Genomic DNA, 26,156 nt, shown 5'->3' with positions numbered 1-26,156 from the left:
TCTTTCTTCCATCCAGTCCCCATTACCCCTTATTTTCAGAGGGAACGCCGAGTTCCATAATCCCCATTTATATAGTACAAATATGTGGCGCAAATTCCGGGCTTTTGTCCAACGCACTCGCAGCGTTTTGATTATTACTCCTAGCGTTGCCTTGATGGTTATGGTTGGGCAATCGTCGGGACTTTTCAATTTACCGGAATGGAAAATTCGTGATGAATGGGTTCGTCAGCGATCGCCTGTGGCGATCGCTGATGAAATTGTGATTGTCACAATCGATGAGCGCGATATCCAATCGGTGCGTAAATGGCCAGTTCCAGACTGGGCGCTAGCACAATTACTAGAAAAAATTCGAGCGCAGCAGCCTAGAGCCATTGGCTTGGATCTCTATCGAGATTTACCGGAAGGAAACGGACACGAGCAACTTGTTCAAGTTTTTCGCAACACTCCTAATTTGATCGGAGTTGAGAAAATTACTGGCGAACGCGTCAATCCCCCGCCGGAATTGAAAAAACAGGATCAAGTAGGATTAGCAGATTTAGTGTTAGATGGCGATCGCTTTGTACGTCGCGCCCTCCTGACAGCTGAAGATGCCAAAGAGAACAACACCATTAAAGCCGGACTAGCAACCCTTGTAGCCCTAAAGTACCTCGAATCTGAAAAAATTAGCTTAGAAAGCATTGACCCCCAAAAACAAAAGTTTCGGTTGGGTAAAGAAATTTACCTGCCACTGCAAAATCAAGAAGCAGGTTATACCGATGCCGATTTGGGAGGTTATCAAATTCTGCTCAATTGGCATGGAACAGATGCCGCATTTCGGACAGTTGCGATGCGCGATGTGTTAGCAGGTAGAATTCCAGCAGATTTGATGCGCGAGCGCATGGTATTTATTGGGTCAATTGCCTCCAGTACCAATGATTTCTTCAGCACACCCTTCTCTTCTTGGATATCTACTCAAAAACCGACTCCAGGTGTGGTTGTTCATGCCAATATTGCTCATCAATTAGTACGAGGAGCAAAAACAGGAAAAGCCAGTCTGCACGCTTTTTCTGGCATTTATTTATCACTTTGGATTGTATTGTGGTCTGTCATTGGTTCTACAGGTAGTTGGTTGTTATCCAGTAGTAAGCTGCGGATTCCCGGCGGCAAAATTCTTTGGGCAACAGTAGGCATCAGTGGAGCCTGTATATTGTGTGGGTATGGGATGTTTTTGTATGGTATTTTAATTCCGGTAACACCCGCCTTAGCCGCGTTTATTGGTAGTGTGATTGCAACAACCAATGCCTATAAACATCGGAAGTTAGAAGAAACAAATCGCCAACTGGAAATTGCCAACAGTAAACTATTAGATTATTCCAAAACCCTAGAGACGAAAGTCGAAGAACGAACTCATGAATTAGTTGAGGCAAAGCAAGCTGCCGATGCTGCCAATCAGGCCAAGAGTGAGTTTCTCGCCAATATGAGCCATGAACTACGCACACCTCTAAATGGCATTCTTGGTTTTGCCCAGCTATTAAAAGGAGCGCCAAACATGACAGCTAAAAACCTAGAAGGAGTCAGCATTATTTCTCAATGCGGCTCGCATCTTTTGATGCTGATCGATGACATTCTCGATCTCTCGAAGATAGAAGCGAGGAAATTGGATTTAGTTGTCACTAGCGTCCATCTGCCAAGTTTCTTACATGGTGTAACTGAGATTTGTGGTATCCGAGCTGAACAAAAAGGGATTGGATTTAATATCTTAATTAGCGATCGCCTACCACTTGCCATTGAAGTCGATGAAAAACGGCTGCGGCAAGTATTAATTAACTTACTGGGTAACGCGATCAAATTTACAGATAATGGGAGCGTAATTTTCCAAGTAGAGTTATTAGAGACTGAGCAAGAGTCTTCCCCATCTCCAATCGCCAAGATTCGTTTTCAGATTGAAGATACTGGTATTGGAATGTCACCACACCAATTGGAGAAAATCTTTTTGCCCTTTGAGCAAGTGGGTGAAGCAGGACAGCGATCTGAAGGTACTGGCTTGGGATTGGCGATTAGCCAAAGAATTGCGGCATTGATGGAGAGCCAAATTCAAGTGCAGAGTCATCTGGGCGAAGGAAGTCTGTTTTGGCTAGATTTGACAGTACCAGTACCACTCGATCATGACTGGTATAGAAAAGCAATTGTCCCAACACCCCAGAAAATTACCGGGATTCGGGGTAACGCGCCTCAGATTCTAATCGTCGATGATGATCACAACCACTGTTCTATGTTGACCAATCTACTGCAAGAAATTGGCTGTCGAACCCTAGAAGCAACCGATGGCAAACATGGGCTACAGGTGGCAATTGAACACAATCCAGATGTGATTCTGCTCGATTTAGCCATGCCCAATATGGATGGTTTTGAGTTAATGGTTCACCTGCAAGCGAATCCACAAACCTGTTCTATTCCAATTATCGTCTCTAGTGCCAGCGTCTTTGAGTCAAATCGTCAGCGGAGTTTAGAGGCAGGGGCAACAGCATTCCTACCCAAACCTCTCCAGATTGAGGAACTACTCAATAGACTGCGATCGCTGTTGGGAGTGGAATGGATGTATGCCGAATCTTCACCTCCTAAAGATGAGCAGATCGGTGCTAGTGAATGGGTACTACCATCCCAAGATGTTTTGCAACAACTCTATCATTTGGCAATGATGGGAGATATCTCGACGATTGAAGGAATGTTAAAAGAACTAATTGAGCAAAATAGTCAACTAGCTCCCTTTGCAGCAGAGTTAAGCAAACTCACTGCCAATTTCCAAACTGGAAAAATCCGTAAGTTACTCAAATCATTTGTCACAACGGAGTTACATCCATGATTGCTGTTCCTCTCTCGAAACCCATACATATTCTATTAGTGGATGACAATCCAAACAATCTCAAGGTGTTATCTGAAGCGATTCAGAGGTGTGGCTGGAAAGCCCTGATGGCAACAGATGGAGAGTCAGCGATTGAACAAACAGAATATGCTCATCCCGATCTGATTCTGTTGGATGTAATGATGGCAGGTATTGATGGATTTGAAACTTGTCGCAGACTGAAAACCAATCCCATTACTCAGAATATTCCAGTAATTTTCATGACTGCTCTATCCGATTCTACAGACAAGGTGGCCGGACTGGAAATAGGTGCGGTTGACTATATTACCAAACCTTTCCAACAGGAAGAAGTCATTGCCCGTTTAAAATTACACCTAAAAATTTCCCATCTCACCCGCACATTAGAAGAACGGGTGCAAGAACGCACTACAGAATTAACTCAATCTTTACAGGAGTTACAGCAAACTCAACTACAAATGATCCAGAGTGAGAAAATGTCCACTTTAGGGCAGATGGTTGCAGGTATTGGTCATGAAATTAATAATCCGGTTGGTTTTGTTGGCGGAAATTTATTTTATATTGAGGAATATGTAAATAATCTGCTTCGCCTGGTGAACCTGCAACGGCAGAAGCTACCGCAGCCAGACCCGGAAATTGAAAAGCTTGTTAAAGAAATCGACTTGGAGTATCTGGCAGAGGATCTACCGAAACTACTGGTATCAATGCACCAGGGAATTACCCGTCTTAAAGAGATCAGTCTCTCTCTAAGAACTTTTACTCGCGCAGATATTTCATCTCAGGTGGAGTTTCAGATTCACGAAGGAATAGATAGCACCTTAATGCTATTGAAACATCGACTCAAAGGCAATGGTGATCGCACTAAGATCCAGGTTGTCACACAATACGGTGAGTTACCTCCCATCAGTTGCTATCCCGGACAACTGAACCAGGTATTCATGAATATCATTGCCAATGCCATTGATGCATTTGATGAACTCCATCAAAATCATTCCGATCAAGAGATTGCTGCTTCTTTGAACATCATCACTATCACGACATCGGTTGATTCCCAACAACAAACCGTCACAATTTGCATCCAAGATAACGGCCCCGGTATGCTTACTGAGGTGCAATCTCGAATTTTTGAGCAATCTTTCACAACCAAGCCCGTAGGTAAGGGAACTGGGCTGGGATTAGCGATCAGCTACCAAATTATTGTTGACAAACACAACGGACAAGTCAACTGCTTGTCAGTACCTGGTGAAGGGACAAAATTTATTATTACTCTACCTATGTAATATAAAATACATTTTATTATCAAAAATTCCGCAACTCTACATAACTACACTCGATTTAGCCTATAACCTGAGTAAAACTTTACCTCCAAGCTTTGATGTGCCAGGAATTTTCTCAAAAAGCTTCATGACATCTGCGTCAGAGCGAGGTAAGTCTCCCACCCGAACACCAGCACGATATCTCAGTCTATTTGCAATCTTGGGCATTTCTTGGGCTAATTCGGCAGCTGTCTTTGGTAAATTTTGCAAAGCATCAGCCATAACTGTGTTCTTGATTCCATCAACTACCTCATTCATCCCGACTTGATATTTCGAGTTCCTACTCAAACTGCGAGTTTTTAAGCTCTAACTGATGATTCGGGAACAGAATGCCAATCAGTATGGAAATATTCCATGTCCTTCTGTTCTTTTATCACCACTGTATAAGCCATCCCACCACCTTTTGCCACCAGCAACAAAATTAGCCAATGGAATTTGATTACCATGCGGGTCTTTGATGATAAAGTCATCAAACCAAAGACAAATATCAAGGTGTTTATCATTTCCTTCTTGAAATAAAGTGATAGAATGGCTCAAACCTTCTGGCTCCCACAAGCAGTCTACACTTAAGCGATCAGCCCACCGTGAGAAATCCTTTTGATGAATATCGAAGAACTCCCAACCATAAATGGGCTGCCCTCTAAAATTCTGAACCACACGAAGCAATTGGTCAATGGTAAAGGGAACGACTTGAGCTGTGTCATCATCCCATCTCCCCAGTCTTAAAGAAGCTGCAATACGTCCTATAGGTGCAAATATAAACTGCACTCTCGAATCTTCTGGCGGATTGCCTTGTTCAGGAAGCGTTAGAACCTCAAATGTAGCTGCGGCTACTCTATGTTGGTCAGAGACTTCAAAACCAAGCACAGTTGCTTCATTCAATGCAACACTCAATCCATCGATGTCTTCTTGTGTCAATTTCATTGTTCTATAAAATATCTTTAATTGAAACGTTATGGGGATAATTATAAAGTGTTGAAAAAGTTATTTTTATATCACAAATGGATACCAAGTTTATCCATATTTTATTGATGATAGAGACTAGATTGTCAAGAAAACATATATGATACGGATTGAAGGAGAAAATACAAGATTAAGGCATTATCTGGTTCGTCTTCATCGTTAAGATATTATGTTATTCGCGCGTTAGAAGAAATGCTTAGGTTTTCAATTAAATGGTGATATTATTTATAACTCTTGAAACTTCGACTTCTGAACTCGAAGGCCAGAGCTTGGAACTCGAAACTTTGAGATGGGAACGTGAACTTTCAAGTTCTACACTCAAACACCGAGCTTCTAAGCTCTAACTTTCAACCTTTTAGGTAAAATTGCCGAGAGATTTTCTCCACTATTGATGCTTATGGCTGCACTTTTCCAGATTTACAGACGAAATTGCGCCTTGATCAATTTTTAGTTTCTACCTTTGAAAGAGTTTAGCCATTCTTGAACTTGCTCGCGGGCAATATCGCGCCCTCCAAGACCAAAAGCTAGGGCAATAGCAACTGCGATCGCACCTAGTAAAAGTCCAAAAGCTAAATTTACAATATCACTGGCAACTCCAATCTGTTGCAGTGCCATTGCCGAGACTAAGGCAATAATTGCAATCCGCGCCACTTGTCCCAAAATCTGGGCCTGACGTTCGCCGGAACTGGTAATGATATTAAAAGCTAGATTTGCTAGGAATAAGCCAATGGCAAAGATCACCAATCCTGCCAAAATCCGCCCGAATATAATCACAATACCAGACACTAATGCTGTCAGAGCTGGAATATTCAAGATATTCACCGCCGCCACTGTGGCAAACAGCATGATACCCACTAAGGCAATAATGCCTACAATTTCCGATGGAGTACGGGTTGGAGTAGGCTCAACTGTTGGTTCTGTTGAAATGACGATTCGTCTACTGGGTGTTGTCAGACCCAAAATAGTGAAAATGTTATTAAACCCTAAATTGGTGAGGATACTTGTAACCAAGTCCGCGATAAACCGCCCGACGAAATAGGCAACAATCAAAATTGCCACGGCTGTAAAGATGGCAGGTAGGGCGTTGAGAACCTGTTGCAGCATAGCGATCGCAGGTATTGATATCGCATCAATTCGCAAGGCATTCAGCGCTGCGATCGCTACAGTAATCAAAATCAAAACATAAACAATTGTGCCGATAATACTCGATAGAGGTTGCACTCCTGCACTTGCAGATAATCCCAACCGACTACCTAAATAGTCAAGACCAGTTGTTGCCAGCAAGTTCGTTACAATCCGCCGTACTACATTAGCGATAAACCAGCCAACTACAGCAATCAAGATCGCCGCTAAAATATTCGGCAGAATTAGCAGAACTTCTGTAATTAGAGCTTGTACTGGTTGTAGAGCCTGCCTGAGTCCGAGAGTGTCTAAAACTGGGGCGAGAAACAGTAAAAATATAAACCAATACAGAGCATTGCCTATCGTCTCACTCAAAGACAGCTGATTCAGGCTGGGTGCTCTGTCTTCTGGTTCTGGATTCAAACGCTCATCTAGATTAAATGCCTGTAATGAACGTATAGTGATAAGCTTCACAATGGTCGCCAAAAACCAGGCTGTTACTAAAAGGATTCCTGCACCAACCAACTTTGGCAAAAAGCCAATAAGTTGATTGAGAAAATTATTCAGGGGTTGAGAGGCTATTTCCAGATCCAACGTCTGTAAAACAGCTACCGCAGTTAACAGGATAATGCTCCAAAAAACTAAGCTGGAAATTAATTTCTCCACTTGAGGAACATCTTGACGACCCGTTATCCCAGAAGCAATGCGGTTATCTATGTTTGTGCGCTTGAGGATTCCTTGCGTCAGTGCCGCTGCGATCGCTGCAATCAGCCAACCTACTAGTAAGATTGCTACCGCCCCTAAAAGACGAGGCGTAAACAGAATCAACTGTTGTACAATTCCTTGCACATCAGCAATTCCTTGATTCACTGCTGGTTGTATTGGTTGCAGGCTGGGCGATTGTGCCAAAAATTCCTGCACTCTCGTGGACAAAGCAACTCCTATCACCTGGGTTACTCCTTGCCAAGTTGTATTCATGGTTTTCGGGAATTAAGCTTAAGTATTGGCCGCAAACACTAAGTCAGTGTTTTGCCTATCAATTTACCAGTAAAAACATACATATTTACTCATATTTGATTTAATATACGAGCACTGGCCAAACAGGGCATAGAGAAGAGATAAGGTAGATCAAGAAGAGGGGAAAGACAAGGAGAGAAGTCTGAGCGCCGGCTTCCGGCGTTGGCGTAGCCCGCCGTAGGCATCAGAACTTCGGAGAGAGACTTATTCAATAATTCCCCTTTGTCCCCCTTGTCCTCCTTGTCTCCTCTGCTTCCCTGCTCCCTCATCTCCCACTTTGCTGAATTTTGCGTTACTCTAATTGCAGCAACAGCACCAGAGATGTGGAATGTCCCAAGTTTTGTCACAATCGATTCAAATTGATGCTACAGCTACGGTGGTGGAGCGCTGTATTAGCGATTTAGCTCTCATGCATCGCTGGCTCAACCCCGTCCTGCGTTGCGAACCTGTGGGCAAAACTTGGAGTACCGATGTCGGTAGTGAAAGTCGTTTTATCATTCAAATTCCTCTACTCAAACCCACGTTGAATAGCGTAGTTGTAGAACGACAACCGGGTTTGGTAGTCTGGGAATTTCAAGGGTTTTTTCAAGGGCGCGATCGCTGGGAATGTCAACCCACAGAAAAGGGAACGCGCCTACTCAACTGCTTTGAGTACAATATCCCTAACCCTTTAGTTAGTTGGGGTTTTAACACCTTTGCTGCATCTTGGACAAAAGAAGATATGCAAGCCCAACTGCGCCGACTCAAACGAGTTGCAGAAGAACAACAACATAATTTGTAATTTGTAATTGGGCAAACAGGGCATGAAGAAGAGACAAGGTAGACAAGGAAGAGGGGGGAGACAAAGGAAGACTTGCTCAATAATTCCCCCTTGTCCTCCCTGCCCCTCTGCCCCCCTGCTCCCCCTGCCTCCCCTGCCTCTTCTGCTCCCTCATCCCTCACTCTCTACTCCCTATCCAATTCGGTAAGTAGCCGCCGAATCACAGATGCATCCTCGGCATCAGGAACTTTTGCTAAATAATTTTGTAAGTCGTCTAGGGCTTGGGGATAGTAACCGAGTTGATAGTAGATCAAACCGCGATCGCGTAATTCTAAAGTTAAACTAGGAAACAGCAACAAAATTCGTTCAACTGCTGCCAGCGTTTTTTCTAACTCTTGCTGTTTGAGGTAAATAAATTTTAAATTTGTCAACATCCGGGTCAAAAATTGCCGATTACTAACTACAGCTAAAAATTCTGGTTGTAGCGTTACAGGTTGCTGATAAAGTTGAGACAGTCGGTCTTCGCAATCTTGGGCAAAGATTATTTCACCGCCATTGAAAGCATCCACAAAAATCTCTATATCGGGAATATCTGGGCGGATCAAGAAATGCCCTGGCATCCCCACACCCACCATCGGGAAATCAATCCGTCTGGCAATTTCTAGGTAAACAAGTGCCAAGGTAATAGGAATCCCCAATCGGCGATCAATTACATCATTGAAAAAGCTGTTACGTGGGTCGTAATAGTCAATTTTATTACCAGAAAACTTTAAATCATCGTAGAGATATTGATTAATACTTTGAACTATCCGCAAAGGATATCGTGAGTCAGGCAGGCGTTCTTGAAGCTCCCACGCCATTGTATCAAGGGCATTGAGGTATTCCTCTGGGTCTAGGTTGGGATATTCTTCTTGTGCAATGTACAAAGCTGCCTTTGCTAGGTCAATGTGTTCGTCAGACTGCTGAATCTCCTGGTAAAAATATTGTCGTGCTGACGATAAATTCATAAGCTATTGCTCGGTGGAGGTGTGAAGATGAAGTGGGTAAACTTACACCAGTTTATTGTAACTATATTTATTTTAGCGCTGCATTAACACCATTTGACGGCAAAAGTTCCCAAACTTACGCAGCTTTGGATTTTTGATTTTTATCAACCCTATTATGGGTACAGGAGTAGTATAAAGCTGCTGTAAAAAACACCTCAGCTTTAAAAACTTTTGTTTAAGTATTTGCTAAAAAATATCTATGTAAGCCTGACTTTGGCTCAGTTTTTACTACTATTTAATTAAATTTCAGACTGAGAACGCTTGAAAAAGCGGTTACAGGAACCATCTGGGTTTCAAAGCTATGGTCAAATTCAACAATGGCTTAAATAGCATTGATCCAAAAATCAGCTGTGACGATATTGCCATTGCGATTAAACTGACCCCAGAGCTTATACTTTCCTGGTTGAGGAAAGCTAGTCATAAAATGAACCTGTCCAGCAGGGGTATTCTTTAGCGCGTGAGCATGAATATAATCTTCTGCTTTTAATGGGGTTGACTGGCGTAAGATGACTAAATGTCCTCTTTCTCCTAAGTATGGCCGCAAGTCTGTAAGCGGTTGATTATTACAAGCATCTTGTAATTTAAACATTAAAGCGACTTCTTTACCTGCTTTCACAGTAGGTTCAGAAACAGCGAGATTTACTTTAGTAACATTGAACGTTTTACTGCGATTTAGGTTAATTTCTGGGGCAGCAATACTATTTCCAGGAACTTGTGTTTTCAATACTGATACTTGTTCTGTTTGACCAGCAGGTTTGTAGTCACTAAAAAATGTGTAACTGCCTGCTTGTGGAAAACGTGCTGCAACTTCAAACTGCCCATTTTCTTTATATGTGGGATGAAGATGACTAAAAAACTGAAGATCATCACTGACAAGAATGAGGTGCATGAGCTTTTCTTGGAAAGTGTCAAAGTTGGCGATCGCTTTTCCATCTGAATCTTGAATGTCAATCACAATCGGAATACTTTTATTAGAGGTTATTTTACTAGTAACTTTGAGTTTTGCCTGAGTAAATGCTTTCTTCCCATCACCCGTGTCACTTATTGAATGTTCTCTATGATGGCTCCCACTCATTGAACGCTCCTCATGCTGATGTGTACTAATAGATATTGGCTTTTCTTCAGATTTAGGTAATAATGAGCAACTTTGAGCTAGTAACAAAGTGGTAGTTATCGCAATTGCATTTAGAAAATTATTCATTGCTTTTACTCCGTTATTTTTAATAACTTAAGTTCTAAACAACACTCAATTTTACTAGTGATACTATGCAAAAATTATCATTTGTGGTTGCTATAATCCAAGAACTTCATTTTTGGTGATAGTATCCGTACAAGCAAAAAAGCCAGTTTGGGAACCGTTAGTTGCAGCGTCATAGTGTTAAATTCCTTATTGGGAATAACTAATCTTCGGAAAATCATTGAGTATATATACAATTAATTTAATCAACTAAAATTAGTTTAATTTCTCCATCTGACTGGAGAGTCAAGAGGTATTTAAAAAATAATTAATTTATTTGTAAATGATTGATATTAATAGAAAATTAGCATATCAACATATTAAACTATGTTGATATGCTAATAAAAAATAAAATGAAAAGCTTGGTTGTTTAATTTCTTTCAATAATAGGACAAATTGTTTGTTCAGGATTTTCAGGTATTGTTTCCCAACTAGAAACTAATCCTGATAATTCTTGTCTCAAAATGAGTAATTGCTGAATTTGTTCATCAATGGCTGTTATCTTATCTTGCAGTTTAGCTTTTATATGTACGCAAGGTAATTCACCTCCGTCGTGAACATTCAAAAAATCTTTAATTTCTGATAAAGTCAATCCCAGACTTTGGGCACGTTTGATAAAATTCAAGCGAGCCAAAACATCAGAGTTAAATAATCTAAATCCACCCTCGGTTCTCCCTAATGACTTAAGTAGACCAAGTTCTTCATAATAGCGAATAGTTTTAATTGGTACACCACTAGACTTAGCAACATTACCAATGAGTTTTGGCGCTTCTTGGACTAACATAATTAGCTGCTCTCATGCTAGATAAATTTATTTACTTTATCTTAAACTCTCCAGTTAACTGGAGAGTCAAGTGAGAACAGAATCATCTTGCTAATTATTTGCTACTGGATTATGTAGCAGGCTTTACTTCCATAACACCACGATACATTAAGCTGCTATGAAAGCCTAAATTTCTTCCACCGTCATTTTGATACCTGCTGCGCCTGATACTAATAGGACGTGAGTTCTATGGGTTGAAAAAGTGACAAAAAAAAGGCTGAGATTATAAGAAAGGAGTTTTACACTCAAAACGACAATAATGATGGGATGACGCTTTCTACGTCATTAAGAGTGCGATGGCGTACCCACTCGCCTTCTGGCGATCGCCAAGGTGAGGCTTTCCTGCGGAATGCTATTATACGCAGGTATTCCTGCCGCTAAATTTCATGCGATCGCGCCTCGAAGGGCGGGCGCATGTTGTGATTATAGCCAAAGGCGCAGCGTCTTCGGCTCCGCTTCTGAATTCTGTTTTATTAAGTTACCAAAAATTGATAATTTATAAATATCGTTTTTTGTTAAATACTTTTAGATGCGTTTACCTCGTATTTTCAATTCATAATAACCATGAAACAAGATATTCGCACCAATATTAATTAATAATTTGGAAAAGAGATTATGACCCAGCTAGACAAAACGGTTGTACTGATCACTGGTGCTGCTGGTGGGTTTGGACAGGAACTGACGCGACAGTTGTTAGAGGCTGGTAGCCGACTGATTTTAACGGATCTAAATGAAGTTGTGCTGCGTGAACGAGTTGAATTGATTCAGCGCCAAGTCGCAACTGGTCAAGTACTAGCTTACCTAGCTATTGATCTTTCTACCAGTGAGGGATGTGAAAACCTGTATCGTCAAGTCAAAGCACTCAATATTCCTGTCGATATTTTGATTAACAATGCTGGTATTGCGGTCTTTGGTCGCATGGATGAAATTCCAAGTGAGAAATGGGAACGTCTCATGCAGATAAATCTATTAACACCGATGCGGTTAAGCGCCCTATTTGCTGCTGATATGATTGCTCGTCAACGAGGTCATATTGTCAATATTTCATCGTTAGCAGGTTGGTGGGCATCGCCTGGATTAACTCATTACGCAGCTAGCAAATTTGGTTTGCGTGGATTTAGTGAAGGATTTTTCCATGAAGTAAAAGACTACAATGTAAAGGTTACAGTTGTCTATCCCTTTTTTAGCCGTACCCCAATTCTCCAGTGTGAACGGTTTGGAAGTTTTGCCAAGAGTAACGACGACTTTCTAGAACATGTAGCAACCGACCCAGCCCAGGTAATGCGCGCCACAATTAAAGGAATTATTCACAATAAATTGCATGTCTTTCCCGATGCCACAGCTAAAAAAGCCCATCTTCTCAAACGATATTTTCCTCAGATAGTGAACTCGATTAATGATATATTTCTTAGGAGGTTGAAAGTTGGTAAAGGAAAGTAGTAAAACTCAGAAGATTTTTGATAGGACTCACAAACAGCTGATTATCGGGGCTGGTTTTGTTGGATTAGGTATGGCTTGGGCACTTAAGGCTGCCGATATTCCTTACGACCAAGTTGATGCTAGTGATGATGTTGGCGGAAATTGGTATCACGGCGTTTACGAAACCGCCCACATTATTTCGTCACGCAAAATTACCCAATTTAGCCATTTCCCCATGCCTGATAATTATCCCGATTTTCCCAGCGCGCAGAACATGTGGGATTATTTAAACGCTTTTACAGATTATTTTGATTTACGTGCACAGATTGAACTGAATCGTACAGTTAATTACGTCCGCCCAGTTGAAAACAATTTTTGGGAAGTGACCTTTGCTGATGGAGAACAGCGAATCTATAAAGGGGTGGTGATGTGCAACGGGCATCACTGGTGTAAACGTTTTCCTAAATTTCAGGGAGAATTCCACGGTAACATTATCCATTCTAAAGATTACAAGCATCCAGATCAGTTGCGTGGTCAGCGAGTTTTGGTGATTGGAGGTGGAAACTCAGCTTGCGATGTGGCCGCAGAAGCAGCCCGCGTCAGTGCTAAGTCTGTTCTGAGTATGCGCGAATCAGTGTGGTTTATCCCAAAGTCTTTTGCGGGAGTCCCAGTTGCTGACTTAATAAAATGGTGGATGCCACAATGGTTTCAGCGGCTTATGGCTCACGGAATTATCCGCCTGAGCTTCGGGACGCACGAAAATTATGGTTTATCCAAACCCAAGTATCGAGTTTTTGACAAGCACCCAACTCTGAATAATGAAGTGCCCTACTACATTAAACATGGACGAATTATTCCTAAACCTGCGGTGCGTCAGCTTGATGGTTGGGAAGTTGAATTTGTTGATGGTAGTCGAGAGGCATTTGACCTCATTGTTTGTGCAACAGGTTACTACGTTGCTTATCCTTTCCTACCCCCAGAACTTCAGCGTCTTGAAGGAGCAGTAGTTAAATGCTATGGCGGTTCTTTTTTCGATGATTACAAGGGACTCTATTTTATTGGCTGGGGACAGGCGCGAGGCGGAGTTGGTTCGCTAATTGCAGCTTACGGTTCGCTGTTCACGCGCTATTTGAAACTCCAAGATGAAATCAATGTGCCTCTTGGTCTAGTTTTCAAGGAAATAGGACAACAATTGCCAAAAACCCATCTTGCAGATCCCCAACAGATTTTTAGACAATTAAAGCTTGCTAATCTTTTATTTAGCTGGCTTGTGAAAAAAGCACATCAGGTTGATAACCAATATCCCAACTTTAGTAATAGCCCACTACCTCCCTTGCAAAGTATTCAGCTTCAACCGGTAGTCCGCTAAAATGCTACGGCGATGGTAACGATCAGCTCTTGGGCGGTAATGGTGACGATTTATTTTTATTAATTGGTAGTTTGGGTTCCGATACTCTCCACAGCGGGAATGGTAAGCTGTTAAGTACTTAATTTACACATTGAAACCGCAGGGGAGCAGAGGAGCAGGGGAGAGGGTTTGAAGTTCTTACCCACAATTTAAATTGTGCAATTTGTATGCACAACAGCTTAATGATCGCTTTATCTATAAATACCCTGAGCGATCGCATTTTGGGTAAACTGATTCCAGAACCAAAACCCGGTGGTCGCAAGCGTGAAGTTGATATATGGGAAGTCCTTAACAGAATTTTTTATGTCCTGTTAGTTGGAGATTGAGTAGTTTACCAAATTATATTAAGAAAAAATATCAGCAATTCTAAATTTAAGAATTGACAAGGAATTCAACTGACTTTTCACGGGATGTGGAAAAGGAGGAGTGGTCTGTTGTGGCTTTGTTGGCGACTGAGGATAATCTGGTTTTTTAGTTCCGTCGAACTTACGTTAATAGGCACAGCAGTTTTCATTTTGACTAAGAATTTTAGACTTTTTTGGTTTATGATTCGTATCCTCATGATCTTTTTCAATCCCAAAGACACTCAGGGCGAACGCAAACAGCGTGTCGCAGACAGACGCTCTTGCTAGCTTGCTTCTCTGTGAGAATACGTGGACTCACTAACGCGATGCTATCGGCAATCCAAAATCCAAAATTGCTTGACTGACTTGAACAGTTTTACAAGCAAGCCTACCTTGGATGCTCAGACACCAGTCTTAAGGATCAATTTAAGGCGAAGGTAGGGTCGTTCAGTGCTAATCTGAAAGGTGACATTGCTTAATTTTATGTCTTCTCCGACCTTATCTGAAATCTAGCTTCACTCATTAGGCGCAGCATGGTAACAACCGCAGAAAAAACAAACATTGGTTACATTACCCAAATCATTGGTCCAGTTGTAGACGTTAAATTTCCCAGCGGGAAATTGCCACAAATCTTCAACGCTTTGAAAATCGTTGGCACCAACGAAGCTGGACAGGAAATCAACATCACCGTTGAAGTACAGCAACTGCTGGGCGACAACCAGGTGCGGACTGTTGCGATGAGTTCTACCGAAGGCTTAGTCCGCGGTTTTGAAGTCACCGATACAGGCGCTCCCATCAACGTACCAGTTGGGAAAGCCACTTTGGGCCGGATTTTCAACGTTCTTGGGGAACCTGTGGACAACCAGGGCCCTGTAAATGCTGAGGCAAGTTTACCCATCCACCGCTCTGCTCCCAAGTTCACTGACCTGGAAACCAAGCCTTCCGTGTTTGAGACTGGGATTAAAGTTGTTGACCTTCTGACTCCCTATCGACGCGGCGGTAAGATTGGTCTATTCGGCGGTGCTGGTGTTGGTAAGACCGTGATCATGATGGAGTTGATCAACAACATCGCGACTCAGCATGGTGGAGTGTCGGTTTTTGCTGGCGTGGGTGAACGCACCCGTGAAGGCAATGACCTTTACAACGAAATGATTGAATCTGGGGTTATTAACAAAGACAACCTCAACGAATCAAAAATTGCTCTAGTTTACGGTCAAATGAACGAGCCACCTGGAGCTAGAATGCGGGTTGGTCTATCGGGATTGACAGTAGCAGAATACTTCCGGGATGTAAACAAGCAGGATGTGCTGCTGTTTATTGATAACATTTTCCGGTTTGTACAAGCAGGTTCAGAAGTGTCGGCGCTACTGGGTCGGATGCCCTCTGCGGTAGGATATCAGCCCACATTGGGAACCGATGTAGGTGAACTACAAGAGCGGATTACCTCGACTACCGAGGGTTCGATTACCTCCATTCAAGCAGTGTACGTACCTGCGGATGACCTCACCGACCCTGCACCTGCTACCACCTTCGCCCACTTGGACGGAACCACAGTGCTGTCTCGCGGTTTAGCAGCTAAAGGAATTTATCCCGCAGTTGACCCCCTTGGTTCAACTTCCACCATGCTACAACCAAATATTGTTGGTGACGAACACTACAATACTGCGCGGGCGGTGCAATCAACTCTGCAACGTTATAAAGAACTCCAAGACATTATCGCCATTCTCGGTCTAGATGAATTGTCTGAAGAAGACCGTCTGATCGTGGCGCGGGCGCGGAAAGTTGAGCGTTTCTTGTCTCAGCCGTTCTTTGTAGCAGAAGTATTTACTGGTTCTCCTGGTAAGTATGTGAAGTTGGAAGATACCATCAAAGGCTTCCAAAAAATTCTGTCTGGTGAGTTGGATGCTCTCCCCGAACAGGCTTTCTACTTGGTTGGCGATATTAACGAAGCGATCGCTAAAGCTGAAAAAGTCAAAGGTTAGTCATTAGTCATTGGACCTCTTGCAAAAATCCTTGAATCACCCCTCCCCAACCCTCCCCTTGTCAAGGGGAGGGGGCAAGATTTCAAGTTTCCCCCAATATATCGAGGGGATAAAGGGGGGGCTATTCGACTTATGCAAGAGGTCTATTGGTCATTAGTCATTAGTCATTAGTGCGATCGCTAATGACTAGTGGCAAAGGACAAAGGACAAAGGATAAAGGACAAAGGACAAAAGACAAATGACATTAACCGTTCGTGTAATTTCCCCAGATAAAACAGTCTGGGATGCTCCAGCTGAAGAAGTCGTTTTGCCTAGCACTACTGGTCAACTAGGTATCCTAACTGGACACGCACCACTTTTGACTGCTCTAGATACTGGTGTCATGCGAGTTCGTGGCGCAAAAAATCAGAATTGGGAAGCGATCGCTCTTTTGGGTGGCTTTGCCGAAGTCGAAGAAAATGAAGTGACAATTCTGGTTAACGGCGCTGAACGTGGCGACAAAATTAACCTTGATGAAGCTCGTACTGCTTATAATCAAGCAGAAGCACGTCTAAGTCAAGTTTCCGCAGACGATCGCCAAGCCCAAATTCAGGCAACTCAAGCCTTCAAACGCGCCCGCGCTCGGTTTCAAGCGGCTGGCGGTTCGGTCTCAATTTAACTTTCTATTTCAACTTTGTAGGTTGGACATTCCCCAACCTACAAATTATTTATTAAATTTTAAAAAAATTACATCAAGTTTAAGAAATTGAGGCAAGCCTTAGTGAAGTGTTAATTTAGCTAATTAGTTGCCCAGATGGGCACAGATTATGAAAAGGTTTTCATCTTTACTTGGTACTCGTAAACAAAATAAGCTAGCTCGCTTTGCAGCATCTGTCGTAGCAACCTTAGCGATCGCTGCACCAGTCTCTTTGACGAACGCTGGAAGTATTCACTCTGCTAATGCGGCTCTTGTAAAAACAACCACTGCATCAGTCCAGCTAAATCAGACCAAACCAAATATTGCCCAGTTACAAATTAGCAGGACTCAATATCAAGCTGCTGGAATTGATCCTTTTGTATTAATCCCCATCGTCCTTGTCGGGGGTTTAGTTATATTTGTCCCCCTATTCTTTGGTGGGCTTGTAGTAATTGGCGAGCGTGAAGTCGGTATTATAGTTAGGAAATTTACCCTTTCCGGGCGCGGACTTCCCGCCGGCAGTTTGATTGCCCTCAACGGCGAAGCTGGCTTGCAGGCAGATACTTTAGCTCCTGGTTGGCATTGGGGCTATTGGCCTTGGCAGTATTCTGTAAAGAAAGAACCGGTAATTGTCGTTTCCCAAGGGGAAATCGCTTTGATTGTGGCAGCAGATGGTCAACCCAACCCACCAGAGCGGATTTTGGGTAAAATTGTCAGTTGTGACAACTTCCAAGATGCTCGGAAATTCCTCGCCCAAGGTGGAGAAAAAGGGCGGCAAATGGGTTTTCTCACGGCTGGTACGTACCGGATTAATACCGCCTTGTTTAAAGTGATCATGGCAGCAAATGCCAGCGCTCATGGCATGACTCCAGAACAATTGCGGGTGTATAGTCTGGCATCTGACAAAGTTGGCATTGTCACTACTTTAGATGGTGTGCCAATTTCTGCAGGTGAACTCGCAGGCGCGATAATTGACGGACACGACAACTTCCAAAATGGTCAAAAATTTATTGATGGCGGTGGACGGCGAGGTTTACAAGAACAGATATTGCTTTCTGGTTCTTGGAACTTGAATCCTTGGTTTGTCCAGGTTGAGCAAGTGCCGATGACGGAAATTCCCATTGGGTATGTAGGTGTGGTGATTTCTTTCGTAGGAAAGGCACATCAAGACGTCAGTGGTGCAGCTTTCACCCACGGTAATTTGGTTAATCCTGGACATAAGGGCGTATGGATCGAACCGCTGTATCCTGGCAAGCACCCAATTAATTCCCGGATTATGAAGATGGAACTGGTGCCAACGACCAACATTGTATTAAATTGGTCAGACCGCACCGAACGCCACAGCTATGATGCTCAACTAGCTTCTTTGACAGTGCGATCGCGTGATGGGTTTGCCTTTGATTTGGAAGTAGCGCAAATTATCCATGTGGGTGCTTTAGATGCTCCAAAGGTAATTTCTCGCGTTGGTGCAATGCAAAATCTGGTAGACCATGTATTAGAACCAACTATCGGGAATTATTTCCGCAACTCAGCCCAAGATTATACTGTACTAGACTTTCTGACTGCTCGGAGCGAACGGCAATCTGAGGCTGCTGAGTATATTAAAACAGCATTACGGGCTTATGACGTGCAAGCGATCGACACCCTCATTGGTGATATTCAGCCACCAGCGTCGTTAATGCAGACACAGACAGACCGGAAAATTGCTGAAGAAGAACGCAAGACTTATGAAGTCCAGCAGATGGCGCAAACCCAACGGCAGCAACTTGTCCGGGAAACGGCACTGGCTAATATCCAGCAAGAAATGGTGAAATCGGAGCAGAGTGTGCATATTGCTGACCTAAAAGCCCAAGCCCAAATCAAAGAGGCGAACGGTGAAGCTGAGGGGACAAAACTCCGGACAATTGCTGAGGCAGAAGGTATTCGAGCCACAGGTAATGCTAAAGCTGAAACTTACCGCGCTGGTGTGGAAGCCTTGGGGCCACAAGGTTATACAGCAATGCAACTGATGCAGATTATCGGCGATCGCAATGTCCGTTTGATTCCAGATGTCTTAGTTGGCAGCAATGGTAGCAATAATGGCTTAGTGGATGGGCTACTATCCTTGATTTTATGGAATCAAACTGGTAAAGGTGAATTGACACCAACACCTTTGCATCCACAACCAGTAGTTACCCAAGGACAACCAACCACAGAAAACGGTTATCCACCTATAGTTGTGAATTTTCCGGGGGATAAGTAACATTAGGAACATCCGGTAGGGGCGCACAGCCGTCAACATAATTCGTAATTGCAATTAGTGGGGGCTTGAACCCACCACTAATTGTAGACCGCTAAATATTCACTTTTAGGGGGCTTGTACCCTCTTTAATTACGAATTACAAATTAGTAATTATTTGGTCATTGGTGTCAACCCTAGAACGCTTTCTCTTACCTAACTTTTACCTTAATTTGATACGTATGCACCCCTACGATAAACGCAATTTAAAACGATATTTTATTGTAGGGTAAGCCGCAAAGCCTACCCTGTAACTCTGGTGGAGAAATTTTGCTTTTACAAGAACGTTATCGTTTATTCAAGCAGATTGGTAAAAGGGGATTCTGCAAAACTTTCCTCGCTGTAGATGAAGGCCAGTTTCCTCCAGTTCCTTGCGTCGTTCAAGAATTATCGCTGGAAAACGAAACATTTAAAAATTTTCAGCAGAAGGCGCAACAGCTAGAAGAATTAGGAAAGCATCCACAAATTCCCGCCTTATTAAATTATTTTCAGCATAACGGGCATTTTTATTTAGTGCAAGAGTTTATTGCAGGCACTAATTTAGCTCAGGTGGTTGAAGAAGAAGGCGCTTTTAATGAAACTCAGATTTGGCAACTTTTAGAAAATTTATTGCCAGTTTTTCAGTTTATTAGCGATCGCAACATCATTCATCGCGATATTAAACCCCAAAACATCATCCGTAGATCCCCAATTACCAAGAAGGGGGATTTCGTCATAGTTGATTTTAGTACTGCGAAAATCTTCACAGAAATCGATCGGCTAACATCTGAAACCAGTATCGGTAGTCCAGAATATGCTGCACCAGAACAAACGAAGGGAAAAGCCGTTTTTGCTAGTGATTTATATAGCTTGGGTATAAGCTGTATTTATTTACTTACCCAGATTTCTCCTTTTGATTTATTTGATATTGCAAATGATTGCTGGGTTTGGCAACAATATCTTACTGATGTCTGCCGACAAGACTCAAAGAGTCTACGTTTGGCGCAAATCCTCAATAAACTGCTGCAAAATGCTGTTTACCAACGCTTTCAATCGGCTGATGAAGTTATGCAAGCAATGGGTATGGAAGGTAAACCTCAAAATTTTAAATTACCAACTCCTCCTTGGCGATGTTTGCATACCCTAACTGGTCATTCTGGGACATTGAGTAGTGTGAATGCCCTTGCCATCAGTCCTGACGGTTACACTTTAGCTAGTGGTAGCGATCGCAAAAATATCAATTTGTGGGATTTAAATACCAAAAAAGTCCTAGCTAGCTTATCAGGACATTCCCAAGCTGTAAAATCAGTTATTTTCAGTCCAAATGGTCAAATTCTGGCAACTGCTAGCGATGATAAAACTATCAAATTGTGGCAGATTGAGACATTAGAAGAAATCTGCACTCTCTTGGGACACGCACACGCTGTAAAATCAGTTGCTTTCAGTCCAGATGGGCAGATTCTCGCTAGTGGTAGCTGGGATAAGACAATCAAACTCTGGGATGTCAATACTGGCAAAGAAATTTGCACCATAGCTGGACACCAATTAAAGGTAAATTCAGTGGCATTTAGTCCCCAAGGACAGCTTTTAGCCAGCGCTAGTTATGACAGAACAATTCGCCTATGGCAGATACCTGCATTAGAAGGTTCCCAGAGAGAATTTGAAAACCGCCCATGCTATAGCTTGTTAGCCACCCTTTCGGGTCATGCATGGGCGGTTTTGACAGTCGCTTTTAGTCCTGATGGTCAAATTTTAGCGACGGGTAGTGATGATAACACTATTAAATTGTGGGAGGTAAACACTGGTCAGCTAATTTGCACACTTGTAGGCCATTCTTGGCCTGTGGTGGCTGTGGCTTTTACTGCCGATGGCGAAACTCTCCTAAGTGCAAGTTGCGACAAAACAGTTAAACTTTGGAGGGTAAGCACAGCAGAAGAGATTGTTACTCTCTCTGGTCATGTAGACTCAGTATCTGCTGTAGCTGTAAGCAAAGTTACACAATTAATTGCAAGCGGCAGCCGGGACAAGACTATCAAACTGTGGCAGGTTGTACAACAGGACAATAGCTAATTTTGTAATATCAAGCGCTACCTGTGAAGGCAACTTCTGGAAATTTCAATTGAGCTTCTGCCATTGGACGGTTTCTACCTTCCTCTTGCCAATAGTTAATCACTTCTGTCGCTTTGTTAAGCAACTCGACACGATCCACGTCAGTAATCCAATGTTTGGACTCTAATTCCTTTTTTAACTCTTCCCAGGCATCATTTCTGGGCCAAAAAAAGTACTTAGTCAAGGGACTTGTGCCTTTGCCGACAATTTGATCGACTGCTAGAGCAACGTTTTCGTCTAACCACAGAATTTTCAAAATAAACTTGGTCAATCACACCTCCGGGATTTCCGGGCATTACTAGGATAGCGATCGCTTATTTTAACGCAATACCCTATCAAATGACCAAACAGTGATTAGATTGGGCTAGCATAAGGTGTAGTCGGCGTTAACGAAAAATGTTTGTGACCGAAACAGACTTATGATAGTGAGCAAGTAAATTCGTTAGGACTTACGCACAGGTAACGGAAAACAAACCACAGAGAAGCCAGTGCGTCCTTGCGGTTCCCCGACTTGTACCCCTCCGGGGAAGCAAGCTAGCAAGAGCGTATCCCCTTGGGAGCATCGCAGACGCCTCAGACAAGCTCTAGAAGAAAGTCCTAGCCTCAAACCCTATTTTTATGAGGTTTTCGGGCTGTGTTATGAGGATGCTAAACTCTTGGCTGCTGATGAAACTGAATTGGAGGTGGCTACCTTCCCCGAACAAGCTCCCTTTACCCCAGAACAAGCCCTCAACCCCGATTTTTTACCTAAGTCATAATGTGGAACAGCTTATCAGTCTGGACAAGTAGTACCGCCAGGGCGAACGCATCTTAATTTTTATACTAAATTTATAGAGAACATTAATAAACTACGGTTTGATCTGCCAAACTTTAATAGATTTATCACCACTACCGCTATATAAAATCTTGCCATCACTACTTAACGCCAGTCCATAAATTCCACCTGCATGTCCGGCAAGTTTCATCACTGATTTCGCTGTTTTGATATCGTACAATAGAATTTCGCTACCTAAACCACCAGTAATAAATGTCTTGCTATCAGGACTTATAATTAACGCATTAATAGTACTTAACCAAAAATTATGCACTAGCTTTCCTGTGTTCAAGTCCCAAGCTTTGAAACTTTTACCATCTGTGCTTATGAATGGATCAGATTGAAAGCTATCATCATATGCACCACTAAGAAGCATTTTATCATCGTTACTAATAGCAAGGGTAATCGGGGCTGCTGCTTGCTTTGAACCGTTAATCAGGTTTTCTTTTTTCGGTAGTGGTGGGGTAAAGCTGCGTAGTTGTTTACCTGTTACCATACTCCAAACACGAATTTTTCCTCCATTTTCACCTCCACTGTAGAGAGTTTTACCATCATGACTAATTACAAGTGCTGTTGTCTCTACTTTTAATATCCGATCAATTTTTCGAGTTTTTAGATTCCGAAATTTAATAGTATGATCGCCACTACCACTAATTAAAGTTTGTCCATCTGGGGTCAACAACATTGCTGTGATGCCTGTTTTTTCGACAATTGTGCGAATTTCATTTCCTGTTTGCGTATTCCAAAATTTAATAGTATTATCGAAACTTGTACTAATTAGAGTTTGATTATCTGAAGTAATCAATATTGATTTAATCCGCTCCCGATGTCCAGTTAAAGTGCGAAGCAATACACCTGTAGTCGGATTCCATAATTTGATTGTTTTATCATCGCTACCACTAGCAAGAACTTGATCGTTGAGGGAAAGAGTTAATGCACGGACAGGTCCAGTGTGTCCTGATAAAGTTAATTTCAACCGATTTGGTTGTTCTGTATCTGTAAGAGTATTAAGTGTATTTGCTATACCTGGACGAGTGGCAATCATGCTAAAGGGTATAAGTAAAAACAAACTAAGTAATTCTAATGTTTTAAATAAGACAAGTGATTTCATAGTAAGTTGTTAAAACTGCAAGTAGTCAAGCTAATAAACCTTACTTTCCTGAGATTAAACAGATAAAAATGGGCTTGATAGCTCCCATCGACTCAACCTAGATTCGGCATTTTTATCTTAAGTAATATTTCGTCAACTGTATCCCTATCTCGGCGACCACCCCAACTGAAAGCTGTTGCCATCAAAATTTTATAAAGAGTTACTTTATTTCATTATTTCAGATTAACGTTGTCTATACACTGTGTATATTTAAAACTCTTATTAATTTTCAAGTGGAATTCATGCTATAAGAAAAGACATATTTAGAACTTTCCGAAGCTAACGGAAGCTCTCACAAGTTTTATGAAGTCCCAGTGCAAGATCGGCAGTTAACTATACACTACGGTCGCTTGTTTCTGGAAAGCGACATATAGCAAGATGACTATTAAATATAAAACTCTTTTGCTCCCTACTCATGACTCAACAAACTTCTGCAAAAGCAATCGTTGTTTTCGATATTGATGGCGTTGTGCGCGATGTTGGCGGTTCTTATCGTCGTGCGATCGCAGATACCGTAGAATATTTTACTACCCAAGCATATCGTCCAACCCCACTGGATATTGACCAACTCAAGTCTGAAGGTGTGTGGAATAACGATTGGGAAGCATCACAGGAATTAATTTACCGCTATTTTGAAACCCAAGGACAGAGCCGCGAGCAACTGCAACTAGATTACAATGCGATCGTTGCCTTTTTTCAATCGCGTTATCGAGGGACAGACCCAAATAATTTTACTGGGTATATCTGTAATGAACCTTTATTATTACAACCTAGCTATTTAGAACAACTTACCCAAGCGGGGATTGCTTGGGGATTTTTTAGCGGTGCGACTCGTGCTTCTGTTAACTATGTCTTAGAAAAACGTCTGGGCTTGGAATCTCCGGTGTTGATTGCGATGGAAGATGCACCAGGTAAACCCGACCCCACTGGACTTTTTGCGACAGTTCGTGAATTAGAAAATGAAATTGAGCAAAAATCAGCGATCATCTATGTGGGAGATACGGTAGCAGATATGTATACCGTCGAGAAAGCACGAAGTCTAGATTCTTCTCGCCCTTGGATTGGTGTAGGGGTTTTACCGCCCCATGTACAAGAGACAGCAGCCCGTAGTGATGCATACAGTGAGACACTAATAACAGCAGGAGCAGCTGTAGTTTTACGTAATGTGCAAGAATTGACTCCAAGCCAGATTCGAGAATTGATAAGTTCATCTGCCCAATCTATGATCTAAGCTTAATCAAGCTAGAGGTGCATGTATGACTGGCTGATAACGATCTTGTTTTAATTATTGGGAGATTAATAAAAATGTCTGTACTTAAACTGCCTAACAGTCCTCAAACTCACCCTTGGGTACAGACCTATCAGTGGCTGACTAATCCCTTAGAATACATGGAAACCTGTGCTAAACGCTATGGTGATATCTTCACTCTTCGGATTGGCCCTGTTTTTACTCCCCAAGTGTTCATTAGTAATCCCCAGGCGATTCAACAGATTTTTACCACAGATCCAAAACAGTTGGACTCTGGTGAACAAGCAGGTATTAGATCGCCTTTATTAGGACAGCAATCACTAATAGCTCTAGAAGGTAAACCTCACCAGCGCCAACGAAAGTTGTTGACACCCCCTTTTCATGGAGAAAGAATGCTGGCTTATGGTCAGTTAACCCTTGACATCACTGAGCAAGTAATTAGTCAATGGCAAGTTGGGGAATCCTTTTCAGTGTTGCCATCTATGCAAGAAATCTCCTTACAGGTAATTTTAAAAGCTGTATTTGGTCTAGCAGATGGCCCACGTTCTGACAAACTTAAGGAAGTGCTGCTGGAAATCCTGAATCCACAGCAACCTTTTGTTACGGCAATGATGCTTATTTTTCCATCACTGCAACGAGATTTAGGTTCTTGGAGTCCTTGGGGAAAATTTCTGCGTTTACGAGAGCAAGTAGATGAACTCATATATTCTGAGATTCGCGATCGCAAAGAGCAACCTGACCCATCAAGGACTGATATCCTATCTTTAATGATGGCAGCTCGTGATCAAGAGGGGCAGCCGATGACTGATGTAGAGTTACGCGATGAGTTAATTACCCTCTTAGCGGCAGGTCACGAAACTACTGCAACTTCCTTAGCATGGGCTTTGTACTGGATTCACCATATGCCAGAGGTGCGTGTAAAACTACTGCAAGAACTAAATAGGCTGGGCAAAAACCCCGATGATCCAAATGCTATTGTGCGATCGCCTTATTTAAGTGCTGTTTGTTCAGAAACTCTGCGCCTTTATCCAGTGGTAATGTTGGCATTAAATCGCTTGGTAAAATCTCCCTTAGAAATCATGGGTTATCAGTTGAATCCTGGTACTTTGGTGATTCCTTGCATTTATCTGACTCATCATCGAGAAGATTTATATCCTCAGTCAAAGCAATTTAAGCCAGAACGTTTTCTGGAACGGCAGTTTACCTCTTGTGAGTATTTGCCCTTTGGTGGCGGGAACCGTCGCTGTATTGGGATGGCGTTTGCGCTGTTTGAAATGAAGGTGATTTTGGCAACAGTGCTGTCTCGCTGGCAAATGGAACTGGCTGATAGCAAACCAGTGCAGCCAGTGCGTAAGGGTTTCCTACTTAGTCCAGCAGATGGTGTGCAGATGGTGGTGACTGGGAGGCGTGAACAAAATCAGCGACTACTTGAGACAACTGTAATGTAGAAAGTCTGAAATGATATGAGATCCGGTAGGAGTGATCGCACATAACCTCTTAGGCTCGACTAGATAAAACAGGTTTAGAACCACAAAATTTGCATCCGCACCGCCCTTAGATTGGTGTAGGCGTTTTATCACCTCATGTACAAGAAACAGCAATGC

Annotated in this window: 21 protein-coding genes and 2 pseudogenes; 15 read left to right on the top strand and 8 right to left on the bottom strand. The window is 42.5% G+C overall.

Annotation, left to right across the window (positions count from 1 at the left end; all coding sequences use genetic code 11):
* The first annotated feature begins 82 nt into the window (after positions 1-82).
* Positions 83-2,842 (top strand): CHASE2 domain-containing protein, encoded by a 2,760-nt coding sequence (locus V7K56_RS22650; protein ID WP_334913783.1) that lies wholly within the window; start codon positions 83-85, stop codon positions 2,840-2,842.
* The gene (locus V7K56_RS22645) at positions 2,839-4,140 is read left to right on the top strand and encodes a hybrid sensor histidine kinase/response regulator (RefSeq protein WP_334913781.1); all 1,302 of its coding nucleotides are present in this window, start codon (positions 2,839-2,841) and stop codon (positions 4,138-4,140) included. Before V7K56_RS22650 ends, V7K56_RS22645 begins: the two co-directional genes overlap by 4 nt.
* A 60-nt stretch (positions 4,141-4,200) precedes the next feature.
* On the opposite strand, the gene V7K56_RS22640 is transcribed toward V7K56_RS22645, so the two are convergent.
* On the bottom strand, positions 4,201-4,434 hold the full coding sequence (locus tag V7K56_RS22640; RefSeq protein ID WP_334913779.1) for a hypothetical protein: 234 nt from the start codon (positions 4,432-4,434) through the stop codon (positions 4,201-4,203).
* A 78-nt stretch (positions 4,435-4,512) separates the two neighbouring features.
* Positions 4,513-5,100 (bottom strand): hypothetical protein, encoded by a 588-nt coding sequence (locus V7K56_RS22635; RefSeq protein WP_334913777.1) that lies wholly within the window; start codon positions 5,098-5,100, stop codon positions 4,513-4,515.
* A gap of 61 nt (positions 5,101-5,161) precedes the next feature.
* Between V7K56_RS22635 and V7K56_RS22630 the strand changes: the two are divergent.
* A pseudogene (locus tag V7K56_RS22630) lies at positions 5,162-5,358 on the top strand (IS1 family transposase); the annotation flags it as partial.
* A gap of 228 nt (positions 5,359-5,586) precedes the next feature.
* Here the strand turns inward: V7K56_RS22630 and V7K56_RS22625 are convergent.
* A complete protein-coding gene (locus V7K56_RS22625) occupies positions 5,587-7,239 on the bottom strand; it encodes a mechanosensitive ion channel (RefSeq protein WP_334913775.1) in 1,653 nt (550 codons plus the stop codon).
* Positions 7,240-7,606: 367 nt separating this feature from the next.
* On the opposite strand from V7K56_RS22625, the gene V7K56_RS22620 reads away from it, so the two are divergent.
* Positions 7,607-8,059: an SRPBCC family protein gene (locus V7K56_RS22620; RefSeq protein ID WP_334913773.1), complete on the top strand. Its 453-nt coding sequence runs from the start codon at positions 7,607-7,609 to the stop codon at positions 8,057-8,059.
* A gap of 164 nt (positions 8,060-8,223) precedes the next feature.
* Here V7K56_RS22620 and V7K56_RS22615 read toward each other — a convergent pair whose 3' ends face one another.
* From V7K56_RS22615 to V7K56_RS22605, 3 genes are all read right to left on the bottom strand, one after another.
* Positions 8,224-9,045 carry a SirB1 family protein gene (locus V7K56_RS22615; RefSeq protein ID WP_334913771.1) on the bottom strand — a complete coding sequence of 274 codons (822 nt, stop codon included), beginning with the start codon at positions 9,043-9,045 and terminating at the stop codon, positions 8,224-8,226.
* Positions 9,046-9,406: 361 nt separating this feature from the next.
* Entirely contained in the window at positions 9,407-10,285 is an 879-nt protein-coding gene (locus V7K56_RS22610) for a hypothetical protein (RefSeq protein WP_334913769.1), read from the bottom strand.
* 406 nt (positions 10,286-10,691) lie between these two features.
* Positions 10,692-11,105: a heavy metal-responsive transcriptional regulator gene (locus V7K56_RS22605; RefSeq protein ID WP_334913767.1), complete on the bottom strand. Its 414-nt coding sequence runs from the start codon at positions 11,103-11,105 to the stop codon at positions 10,692-10,694.
* 654 nt (positions 11,106-11,759) lie between these two features.
* On the opposite strand from V7K56_RS22605, the gene V7K56_RS22600 reads away from it, so the two are divergent.
* The 7 genes from V7K56_RS22600 (at position 11,760) to V7K56_RS22570 (ending at position 21,300) form a co-directional block, all read left to right on the top strand.
* The gene (locus V7K56_RS22600) at positions 11,760-12,584 is read left to right on the top strand and encodes an SDR family NAD(P)-dependent oxidoreductase (protein ID WP_334913765.1); all 825 of its coding nucleotides are present in this window, start codon (positions 11,760-11,762) and stop codon (positions 12,582-12,584) included.
* A complete protein-coding gene (locus V7K56_RS22595; protein WP_334913763.1) occupies positions 12,568-13,932 on the top strand; it encodes a flavin-containing monooxygenase in 1,365 nt (454 codons plus the stop codon). Before V7K56_RS22600 ends, V7K56_RS22595 begins: the two co-directional genes overlap by 17 nt.
* A 206-nt stretch (positions 13,933-14,138) precedes the next feature.
* The gene (locus tag V7K56_RS22590) at positions 14,139-14,297 is read left to right on the top strand and encodes a hypothetical protein (protein ID WP_334913761.1); all 159 of its coding nucleotides are present in this window, start codon (positions 14,139-14,141) and stop codon (positions 14,295-14,297) included.
* A 551-nt stretch (positions 14,298-14,848) separates the two neighbouring features.
* The gene (atpD, locus tag V7K56_RS22585; protein ID WP_334913759.1) at positions 14,849-16,297 is read left to right on the top strand and encodes a F0F1 ATP synthase subunit beta; all 1,449 of its coding nucleotides are present in this window, start codon (positions 14,849-14,851) and stop codon (positions 16,295-16,297) included.
* A 238-nt stretch (positions 16,298-16,535) separates the two neighbouring features.
* Complete coding sequence (atpC, locus tag V7K56_RS22580) at positions 16,536-16,955, top strand: ATP synthase F1 subunit epsilon (protein ID WP_334913758.1); 420 nt, start codon at positions 16,536-16,538, stop codon at positions 16,953-16,955.
* A gap of 148 nt (positions 16,956-17,103) precedes the next feature.
* The gene (locus tag V7K56_RS22575; protein WP_334913756.1) at positions 17,104-19,215 is read left to right on the top strand and encodes an SPFH domain-containing protein; all 2,112 of its coding nucleotides are present in this window, start codon (positions 17,104-17,106) and stop codon (positions 19,213-19,215) included.
* 306 nt (positions 19,216-19,521) lie between these two features.
* The gene (locus V7K56_RS22570; RefSeq protein WP_334913754.1) at positions 19,522-21,300 is read left to right on the top strand and encodes a serine/threonine-protein kinase; all 1,779 of its coding nucleotides are present in this window, start codon (positions 19,522-19,524) and stop codon (positions 21,298-21,300) included.
* Positions 21,301-21,310: 10 nt separating this feature from the next.
* On the opposite strand, the gene V7K56_RS22565 is transcribed toward V7K56_RS22570, so the two are convergent.
* Positions 21,311-21,610, bottom strand: a complete 300-nt coding sequence (locus V7K56_RS22565) for a 30S ribosomal protein PSRP-3 (protein WP_069071048.1) — start codon at positions 21,608-21,610, stop codon at positions 21,311-21,313.
* A gap of 217 nt (positions 21,611-21,827) precedes the next feature.
* Here V7K56_RS22565 and V7K56_RS22560 point away from each other — a divergent pair, with 217 nt between their 5' ends.
* A complete protein-coding gene (locus tag V7K56_RS22560; protein WP_334913752.1) occupies positions 21,828-22,097 on the top strand; it encodes a DUF29 domain-containing protein in 270 nt (89 codons plus the stop codon).
* 90 nt (positions 22,098-22,187) lie between these two features.
* On the opposite strand, the gene V7K56_RS22555 is transcribed toward V7K56_RS22560, so the two are convergent.
* Complete coding sequence (locus V7K56_RS22555) at positions 22,188-23,264, bottom strand: WD40 repeat domain-containing protein (RefSeq protein ID WP_334913750.1); 1,077 nt, start codon at positions 23,262-23,264, stop codon at positions 22,188-22,190.
* Between the two features lie 305 nt (positions 23,265-23,569).
* Here V7K56_RS22555 and V7K56_RS22550 point away from each other — a divergent pair.
* From V7K56_RS22550 to V7K56_RS22540, 3 genes and pseudogenes are all read left to right on the top strand, one after another.
* Positions 23,570-23,677: pseudogene (locus tag V7K56_RS22550) on the top strand (hypothetical protein); the annotation flags it as partial.
* Between the two features lie 41 nt (positions 23,678-23,718).
* A complete protein-coding gene (locus V7K56_RS22545) occupies positions 23,719-24,534 on the top strand; it encodes a TIGR01548 family HAD-type hydrolase (RefSeq protein ID WP_334913748.1) in 816 nt (271 codons plus the stop codon).
* 74 nt (positions 24,535-24,608) lie between these two features.
* On the top strand, positions 24,609-26,000 hold the full coding sequence (locus V7K56_RS22540) for a cytochrome P450 (protein ID WP_334913746.1): 1,392 nt from the start codon (positions 24,609-24,611) through the stop codon (positions 25,998-26,000).
* The last annotated feature ends 156 nt before the right edge of the window (positions 26,001-26,156 follow it).

The organism is Nostoc sp. (assembly GCF_036917535.1).
Taxonomy (GTDB): Bacteria; Cyanobacteriota; Cyanobacteriia; order Cyanobacteriales; family Nostocaceae; genus Nostoc.
Note: the sequence above shows the minus strand (reverse complement) of the source record. Positions and strands in the feature narration are given on the sequence as shown.

Bases quoted from the DNA above. Each gene is read 5' to 3' on its own strand.
- V7K56_RS22635 (WP_334913777.1), bottom strand. From the start codon at position 5,100: ATGAAATTGACACAAGAAGACATCGATGGATTGAGTGTTGCATTGAAT.
- V7K56_RS22640 (WP_334913779.1), bottom strand. From the start codon at position 4,434: ATGAATGAGGTAGTTGATGGAATCAAGAACACAGTTATGGCTGATGCT.
- V7K56_RS22545 (WP_334913748.1), top strand. From the start codon at position 23,719: ATGACTCAACAAACTTCTGCAAAAGCAATCGTTGTTTTCGATATTGAT.
- V7K56_RS22555 (WP_334913750.1), bottom strand. From the start codon at position 23,264: ATGAAATCACTTGTCTTATTTAAAACATTAGAATTACTTAGTTTGTTT.
- atpD (WP_334913759.1), top strand. From the start codon at position 14,849: ATGGTAACAACCGCAGAAAAAACAAACATTGGTTACATTACCCAAATC.
- V7K56_RS22605 (WP_334913767.1), bottom strand. From the start codon at position 11,105: ATGTTAGTCCAAGAAGCGCCAAAACTCATTGGTAATGTTGCTAAGTCT.
- V7K56_RS22620 (WP_334913773.1), top strand. From the start codon at position 7,607: ATGTCCCAAGTTTTGTCACAATCGATTCAAATTGATGCTACAGCTACG.
- V7K56_RS22650 (WP_334913783.1), top strand. From the start codon at position 83: ATGTGGCGCAAATTCCGGGCTTTTGTCCAACGCACTCGCAGCGTTTTG.
- V7K56_RS22625 (WP_334913775.1), bottom strand. From the start codon at position 7,239: ATGAATACAACTTGGCAAGGAGTAACCCAGGTGATAGGAGTTGCTTTG.
- V7K56_RS22610 (WP_334913769.1), bottom strand. From the start codon at position 10,285: ATGAATAATTTTCTAAATGCAATTGCGATAACTACCACTTTGTTACTA.
- V7K56_RS22645 (WP_334913781.1), top strand. From the start codon at position 2,839: ATGATTGCTGTTCCTCTCTCGAAACCCATACATATTCTATTAGTGGAT.
- V7K56_RS22615 (WP_334913771.1), bottom strand. From the start codon at position 9,045: ATGAATTTATCGTCAGCACGACAATATTTTTACCAGGAGATTCAGCAG.
- V7K56_RS22600 (WP_334913765.1), top strand. From the start codon at position 11,760: ATGACCCAGCTAGACAAAACGGTTGTACTGATCACTGGTGCTGCTGGT.
- V7K56_RS22540 (WP_334913746.1), top strand. From the start codon at position 24,609: ATGTCTGTACTTAAACTGCCTAACAGTCCTCAAACTCACCCTTGGGTA.
- V7K56_RS22590 (WP_334913761.1), top strand. From the start codon at position 14,139: ATGCACAACAGCTTAATGATCGCTTTATCTATAAATACCCTGAGCGAT.
- atpC (WP_334913758.1), top strand. From the start codon at position 16,536: ATGACATTAACCGTTCGTGTAATTTCCCCAGATAAAACAGTCTGGGAT.
- V7K56_RS22575 (WP_334913756.1), top strand. From the start codon at position 17,104: ATGAAAAGGTTTTCATCTTTACTTGGTACTCGTAAACAAAATAAGCTA.